Raw genomic sequence first — 7,397 nt, forward strand, 5'->3', positions numbered from 1 at the left:
TCGCCTCGTAGTGGGCCAGCAGCTTGTCGGTGTACGCCGAGAGCCGGAAGAAGTAGGTCTGCTCCTCGGTCCACGTCACCGGGGCCCCGGTTTCCACGGCAAGCCGGGTGCCGTCATCGAGGAGCTTGGTCTCCGATTCGACGAAGAACCGTTCGTCACGCACCGAATACCAGCCCGAGTAGGCGTCCAGGTAGATATCACCGGCCTCCGACATCCGGCGCCAGATGTCCTTGGACGCGTCGTGGTGGTCAGGGTCGGTGGTGCGGATGAACCGGTCGAAGGAGATGTTCAACCGCTCCTGCAGCCGCTGGAACACATCGGAGTTGCGCCGGGCCAGCTCGGCCGTCGGGATGCCCTCGGCCGCAGCCGTTTCGACCATCTTGAGGCCGTGTTCGTCGGTACCGGTCAGGAACCGCACATCGAACCCGTCCAGCCGCTTGAACCGGGCGATCGCGTCGGTCGCGATGTACTCGTACGCGTGTCCGATGTGCGGATCGCCGTTCGGATAGGTGATCGCGGTGGTGACGTAATAGGGCCTCATCGCCCTCAACCTTATTTGTGGGCACCTTATTGTGTGCGCGTGAGCTCCAAACGTCAGCCGCCCCCGGCCCCCGAGCCTTTGAGCCCACTCGTCGATGCGCACACCCACCTGGATGCGTGTGGCGCCGCCGACGCCGAGGGCGTGCGGGCCATCGTGGATCGTGCCGCGGCGGTCGGGGTGGGTGCGGTCGTCACGATCGCCGACGACCTCGATGCGGCGCGCTGGGTGACGCGCGCCGCCGAATGGGACCCGCGGGTCTACGCCGCCGTGGCCTTGCACCCGACCCGCGCCGACGCGCTCGACGACGCCGCGCGCGCCGAGATCGAGCGACTCGTGGCCCATCCCAGGGTGGTGGCCGTGGGCGAAACCGGCCTGGACCTGTACTGGCCCGGCCGTCTGGACGGCTGTGCCGAGCCGGCCGTGCAGCGCGAGGCCTTCGCCTGGCACATCGACCTGGCGAAGCGGTGCGGCAAGCCGCTGATGATCCACAACCGCGACGCGGACACCGAGGTCCTCGATGTGCTGGCGGCCGAGGGCGCGCCGGACGCCGTCATCTTTCACTGCTTTTCCTCGGACGCCGCGATGGCCCGCCAATGCGTGGACGCCGGCTGGCTGCTGAGCCTGTCCGGTACCGCGAGCTTCCGCAATGCGCACGCCCTGCGCGAAGCCATCCCGTTGATACCGCCGGAGCAACTGCTGGTGGAGACCGACGCACCATTCTTGACGCCCCATCCCTATCGGGGGACGGCGAATGAGCCCTATTGCCTTCCTTATACTGTTCGAGCGATCGCCGAACTGGTGGGTCGTCGCCCGGAAGAGCTAGCCGAGATAACGACGGGCAATGCTGCGCGGGTGTACGGATTGGTCACAGTGTGAGGTAAACGACCAGGCGATTTGGTTCAAAGTCGCCACGTTGGAGTTGCCCAACCTTGACCGGTTCGTTACCGTCTTGTGATCGAACGGTAGGGCCTACGGGCCCTTAATTTGTGACTTGCCGCTGAATGAGTTGGTCGTTGAGGGTTGGGTAGCGCGCGTTGAGTGTATTGACAAAACTGCATCAGAATCCTTCGCCGATGTTGCGGCTCGTAGTCGGAGGGCTGTTGGTAGTCCTGGCATTCGCGGGCGGATACGCGGTCTCGGTGTGCAAGACGGTGACGCTGACCGTCGACGGGGTCGCCATGCAGGTGACCACCATGAAGTCGCGGGTGATCGACGTCGTCGAAGAGAACGGTTTCAACATCGACGAACGCGACGACCTGTATCCCGCCGGTGATGTCGCGGTTCACGACGCAGGCAAGATCGTGTTGCGGCGCAGCCGCCCGCTGCAGATCTCGTTGGACGGCCATGACACCAAGCAGGTGTGGACCACCGCATCCACAGTCGACGAGGCGCTGGCCCAGCTGGCGATGACCGACACCGCGCCGGCCGCCGCCAACCGCGGCAGCCGCGTGCCGCTGGCCGGAATGGCGCTGCCGGTCGTCAGCGCCAAGACCGTCCGCATCAACGACGCCGGCTCCATCCGCAATGTGCACCTGGCGGCGCCCAACGTCGCCGGCCTGTTGAGCGCCGCGGGTGCGCCGCTGCTCGACAGCGACCAGGTGACGCCCGCCGCGAGCATGCCGATCGTCGACGGGATGGAAGTCCAGGTCACCCGCAACCGGATCCAGCAGGTCACCGAGCGAATCCCGCTGCCGCCCACCGCCCGTCGGATCGAAGATCCGGACATGAACATAAGCCGCCAGGTCGTCGAGGATCCGGGCAGCCCGGGCACCCAGGACGTCACCTTCTCGGTGGCCACCGTCAACGGCGTCGAGACGGGTCGGCTGCCGATCGCCAACACGGTGATCACGCCCGCCCGCGATTCGGTGGTCCGCATCGGCACCAAACCCGGCACCGAGGTGCCTCCGGTCAGCGACGGATCGATCTGGGATGCGATCGCGAGCTGTGAGGCCGGCGGAAACTGGGCGATCAACACCGGAAACGGGTATTACGGCGGTGTGCAGTTCGACCAGGGCACGTGGGAGCGAAACGGCGGTTTGCGGTTCGCCTCCCGTGCCGACCTCGCCACCCGCGAGGAGCAGATCACCGTTGCCGAGGTGACCCGAGAGCGCCAGGGTTGGGGCGCATGGCCAGTGTGCAGCGGAAGAGCTGGTGCACGCTGACCATCCGGCTACTCGGGCGTACCGAGATCAGGCGGCTGGCCAAAGAACTCGAATTTCGGCCTCGGAAATCACTCGGCCAAAATTTCGTCCACGACGCAAATACGGTGCGCCGGATAGTTTCAACCTCCGGGGTCAGCCGGTCTGACCACGTCCTGGAAGTCGGGCCCGGTCTAGGGTCGCTGACCCTGGCATTGCTCGACCGCGGCTCGGCCGTCACCGCCGTCGAAATCGATCCGGTACTGGCCGAACGGCTGCCGCAAACCGTCGCCGAGCACTCCAACAGCGAAAGCCAGCGCCTGACGGTGATCAACCGCGACGTTTTGACCCTTCGCCGCGACGAGTTGGCCGTCCAGCCGACCGCGGTGGTCGCCAACCTGCCCTACAACGTCGCCGTTCCGGCGCTGTTGCACCTGCTCGCCGAGTTTCCGTCCATCCACACCGTGACGGTCATGGTGCAGGCCGAGGTCGCCGAGCGCCTGGCCGCCGAGCCGGGCGGCAAGGAATACGGCGTGCCCAGCGTCAAGGTGCGTTTCTTCGGTCGGGTTCGTCGTTGCGGCATGGTGTCCCCGACCGTCTTCTGGCCGATTCCCCGCGTCTACTCCGGACTGGTTCGCATCGACCGGTATGCGACCTCGCCATGGCCCACCGACGAAGCCTTCCGCCGCCGGGTATTCGAACTGGTCGACATCGCGTTCGGGCAGCGGCGCAAGACATGCCGCAACGCGTTCCTGGACTGGGCCGGCTCGGGCAACGAGTCGGCCGATCGGTTGCTGGCCGCCAGCATCGACCCCGCCCGCCGCGGTGAGACGCTCTCGATCGACGACTTCGTGCGGTTGTGGCAGCGGTCCGCCGATCGGCCCCACAGCACGGCAGAGACGGCCGCGCGGAGCGCCGAGCAACAGGCGTCCGCCGGCTGACGGCGTGCCGCCGGGGCGCCGCTGCGTGTGATCGGCCGGTAGCAGCGATAGTCTGCTGCGGTGTCAGCGTCTGATGGCAACACCGCCGCGCAGTGGGTTCCCACCGGCTCGGTCACCGTCCGGGTGCCCGGAAAAGTCAACCTCTACCTGGCGGTCGGCGACCGCCGCGAGGACGGCTACCACGAGCTGAACACGATTTTCCAGGCCGTCTCGCTGCTCGACGAGGTGACGGTCCGCAACGCCGATGTGCTTTCGCTCGAGATCGTCGGCGAGGGCGCCGAGACGCTGCCCCTCGACGAACGCAACCTCGCATGGCAGGCCGCCGAGCTGATGGCCGAACACGTCGGCCGGGCGCCGGATGTGTCGATCATGATCGACAAGACCATTCCGGTGGCCGGCGGCATGGCCGGTGGCAGCGCCGACGCGGCGGCCGTGCTGGTCGCGATGAACTCGCTGTGGGAACTCAACGTTCCCCGCCGCGATCTGCGGATGCTGGCCGCCCGCTTGGGCAGTGACGTGCCGTTCGCGCTGCACGGCGGAACCGCGCTGGGCACCGGCCGCGGGGAGGAGTTGGCGACGGTGTTGTCCCGCAACACCTTCCACTGGGTGTTGGCGTTCGCCGACAGTGAGCTGCTGACACCGGCCGTGTTCGCCGAACTGGACCGGCTGCGGGAGGCGGGGGATCCGCCCCGGCTGCCCGCCCCCGGGCCGGTACTGGCCGCCCTGGCCGCCGGCGACGCCGAGCAGTTGGCGCCGCTGTTGGGCAACGAGATGCAGGCCGCCGCGGTGAGCCTGCACCCCGCCCTGCGGCGGACCTTGCGCGCCGGTGTCCAGGCCGGGGCGCTGGCGGGCATCGTGTCCGGTTCGGGCCCGACGTGCGCCTTCCTGTGCCCGTCGGCGGCCGCCGCAGTCGACATCGGCACCGAGGTGTCCGGCGCGGGTGTCTGCCGCACGGTGCGGGTCGCCAGTGGGCCCGTGGCCGGCGCGCGCGTGGTCCCTACACCCACCGAAGTGTGAATTTCTTCCCAACGTGTGCGTTGGTTTGGCGCCTCCCTAAGAGGAGTTTAAGATGAGGCGCGGTGACCGGAAGCGTTGAACAGAATCACACAGTTCCGTCGTCTGCCGGGCATCCCGGTGGACGATCACCGAAGCGGGCCCGCCTAGGTTTCCCTGGCCCGTTTCGCGCTCATGAGGCGACCGAACGCCGCCCGATCGCGGCGGACGCGGACGCATCATCGATCCGAGACCTAACCGCCGCGCAACTGTGTTGGCGTGCTTGCGGCGAAGCGCTACCCAGCGGGCGGACCATGAAATCCGGGGCGTTGGTACGAGGGCTGGAACCGAGGAGGATTTTGTGAGCAGGTTTACCGAGAAGATGTACCGCAATGCCCGATCCGTAACGACGGGCATGGTCACCGGTGAACCCCACGAGCCGGTTCGTCACACCTGGGGCGAGGTCCACGAACGCGCGCGCCGTATCGCGGGCGGCCTGGCCGCCGCGGGCATCGGCCCCGGCGACGCGGTCGGCGTGCTCGCCGGTTATCCGGTGGAGATCGCGCCGACGGCGCAGGGCCTGTGGATGCGCGGGGCGAGCCTCACCATGCTGCACCAACCCACGCCACGCACGGACCTGGCTGTGTGGGCCGAGGACACCATGAACGTCATCGGCATGATCGAGGCGAAGGCCGTCGTCGTCTCGGAGCCCTTCCTGGTCGCCATCCCGGTCCTCGAGGACAAGGGCATCCACGTCGTCACCGTCGCCGACCTGCTCGCGGCGGAACCGATCGACCCCGTCGAGGTCGGCGAGGATGCGCTCGCGCTGATGCAGCTGACGTCGGGATCCACCGGATCGCCCAAGGCGGTGCAGATCACCCACCGCAACATCTATTCCAACGCCGAGGCGATGTTCATCGGTGCCCAGTACGACGTCGACAAGGACGTCATGGTCAGCTGGCTGCCCTGCTTCCATGACATGGGCATGGTCGGATTCCTCACCATCCCCATGTACTTCGGTGCCGAGCTGGTCAAGGTCACCCCGATGGACTTCCTGCGGGACACCCTGCTGTGGGCCAAGCTCATCGACAAGTACAAGGGCACCATGACCGCGGCGCCCAACTTCGCCTACGCGCTGCTGGCAAAACGGCTGCGCCGCCAGGCCAAACCCGGCGACTTCGACCTGTCGACCCTGCGGTTCGCGCTGTCCGGCGCCGAGCCCGTCGAGCCGGCCGACGTCGAGGACCTGCTCGACGCGGGCAAGCCTTTCGGACTGCAGCCGTCGGCGATCCTGCCGGCCTACGGCATGGCCGAGACCACGCTGGCCGTGTCGTTCTCGGAGTGCAACGCCGGTCTGGTGGTCGACGAGGTCGACGCCGACCTGCTGGCCGCACTGCGCCGGGCCGTACCTGCCACCAAGGGCAACACCCGCCGGCTGGCGACGCTCGGTCCGCTGCTGAAGGACCTCGAGGCGCGCATCGTCGACGAGAACGGCGAGGTGATGCCGGCGCGCGGCGTCGGCGTCATCGAGCTGCGCGGTGAATCGCTGACGCCCGGCTACCTCACCATGGGCGGCTTCATCTCGGCCCAGGACGAGCACGGCTGGTATGACACCGGTGACCTCGGCTATTTGACCGAGGAAGGCCACGTGGTGGTGTGCGGCCGCGTCAAGGACGTCATCATCATGGCGGGCCGCAACATCTATCCCACCGACATCGAGCGCGCCGCCTGCCGCGTCGAGGGCGTGCGGCCGGGCTGCGCAGTCGCCGTGCGCCTGGACGCCGGCCATTCCCGCGAAACGTTCGCGGTGGCCGTGGAGTCCAACGCCTACCAGGACCAGGCCGAGGTGCGCCGCATCGAGCACCGGGTCGCCCGTGAGGTGGTGGCCGAGGTCGACGTCCGGCCGCGCAACGTGGTGGTGCTCGGTCCGGGGACCATTCCGAAGACGCCGTCGGGCAAGCTGCGCCGATCCACGTCCCTCGACCTGGTCACCTAGTCCGGCGTCGCGCGGCTACCAGGCGTGGACGCGGTTCTGCGCGGGCTCTAGCCCCAGTTCGATCAGCAACTCGGTGGCATCGGCGGCCTGCTCGCAGATGGTGGGGACCTCGGCGCGCTCGGCGGAGCTGAAGTTTTCCAGCACGAACACCGCCGGATCCTTGCGTCCCGGCGGACGGCCGATCCCGATGCGAACACGCTGGAAGTCTTTGCTGCCCAAGGCGTTCCCGAGCGAACGCAGACCGTTGTGGCCGCCTTCGCCGCCGCCGATCTTGAGCCGGATGCGGCCGAAGTCCAAGTCGAGATCGTCGTGTATGACGATGACGTCGCCCGGCGCCACCGAGTAGAACTTCGCCAAGGGGCCGACCTGACGGCCGGATTCGTTCATGTAGCAGCGCGGCTTGGCCACGATCACCGAGTGCCCGGCGAGGCGGCCGCTGACAATCTCGGCGCCGGAACGCTTGTGCGCCTTGAACTTCGAACCCATCCGCGCCGCGAGCAGGTCGGCGACCATGAACCCGACGTTGTGTCGGGTCCGGGCGTAGTTGTCTCCGGGATTGCCAAGGCCGACGACCAGCAACGGCTCGGCCACGGTGTGATCCGCCTACTCGGACTCGGCTTCGGCGTCGGCGGCCTCTTCTTCGCCGTCCTCGGCCTCTTCTTCGCCTTCGGCCGCTGCGGCTTCCTCGGTGACCTCACCGGCGCCCTCTTCGGCGAGTTCCTCCTCCGTCGGGGCGGTGACCACGTTGACCACCAGCGTCTCCGGGTCGGAGATCAGGTTGACGCCCT

Annotated in this window: 7 protein-coding genes and 1 pseudogene; 5 read left to right on the top strand and 3 right to left on the bottom strand. The window is 67.8% G+C overall.

What is annotated here, in order from left to right; translation table 11 throughout:
• A partial coding sequence (locus A5652_RS20430; protein WP_156745450.1) for a class I tRNA ligase family protein occupies positions 1–541 on the bottom strand: 541 nt, incomplete at its 3' end.
• Between the two features lie 33 nt (positions 542–574).
• Here A5652_RS20430 and A5652_RS20435 point away from each other — a divergent pair.
• The 5 genes from A5652_RS20435 (at position 575) to A5652_RS20455 (ending at position 6,609) form a co-directional block, all read left to right on the top strand.
• Positions 575–1,417, top strand: coding sequence for a TatD family hydrolase (locus A5652_RS20435; protein WP_067355759.1), 843 nt, complete (start codon positions 575–577; stop codon positions 1,415–1,417).
• Between the two features lie 158 nt (positions 1,418–1,575).
• Entirely contained in the window at positions 1,576–2,703 is a 1,128-nt protein-coding gene (locus A5652_RS20440; protein ID WP_197514031.1) for a resuscitation-promoting factor, read from the top strand.
• The gene (gene rsmA / locus A5652_RS20445; protein ID WP_067355767.1) at positions 2,667–3,620 is read left to right on the top strand and encodes a 16S rRNA (adenine(1518)-N(6)/adenine(1519)-N(6))-dimethyltransferase RsmA; all 954 of its coding nucleotides are present in this window, start codon (positions 2,667–2,669) and stop codon (positions 3,618–3,620) included. The genes A5652_RS20440 and rsmA overlap by 37 nt, the downstream gene beginning before the upstream one ends.
• Positions 3,621–3,680: 60 nt before the next feature.
• On the top strand, positions 3,681–4,637 hold the full coding sequence (locus A5652_RS20450; protein WP_067355771.1) for a 4-(cytidine 5'-diphospho)-2-C-methyl-D-erythritol kinase: 957 nt from the start codon (positions 3,681–3,683) through the stop codon (positions 4,635–4,637).
• Between the two features lie 337 nt (positions 4,638–4,974).
• Positions 4,975–6,609, top strand: coding sequence for a fatty acyl-AMP ligase (locus A5652_RS20455; RefSeq protein ID WP_067355774.1), 1,635 nt, complete (start codon positions 4,975–4,977; stop codon positions 6,607–6,609).
• A 15-nt stretch (positions 6,610–6,624) separates the two neighbouring features.
• Here the strand turns inward: A5652_RS20455 and pth are convergent, their stop codons facing one another.
• Together pth and A5652_RS20465 are read right to left on the bottom strand one after the other, a co-directional pair.
• On the bottom strand, positions 6,625–7,200 hold the full coding sequence (pth, locus tag A5652_RS20460) for an aminoacyl-tRNA hydrolase (protein WP_067355777.1): 576 nt from the start codon (positions 7,198–7,200) through the stop codon (positions 6,625–6,627).
• 12 nt (positions 7,201–7,212) lie between these two features.
• Positions 7,213–7,397 (bottom strand): annotated as a pseudogene (locus A5652_RS20465) (50S ribosomal protein L25); the annotation flags it as partial.

It is taken from the genome of Mycobacterium sp. 1165178.9, assembly GCF_001673555.1.
GTDB lineage: Bacteria > Actinomycetota > Actinomycetes > Mycobacteriales > Mycobacteriaceae > Mycobacterium.

Coding starts and splice junctions, on each gene's coding strand:
- rsmA (WP_067355767.1), top strand. CDS start 2,667: ATGGCCAGTGTGCAGCGGAAGAGCTGGTGCACGCTGACCATCCGGCTA.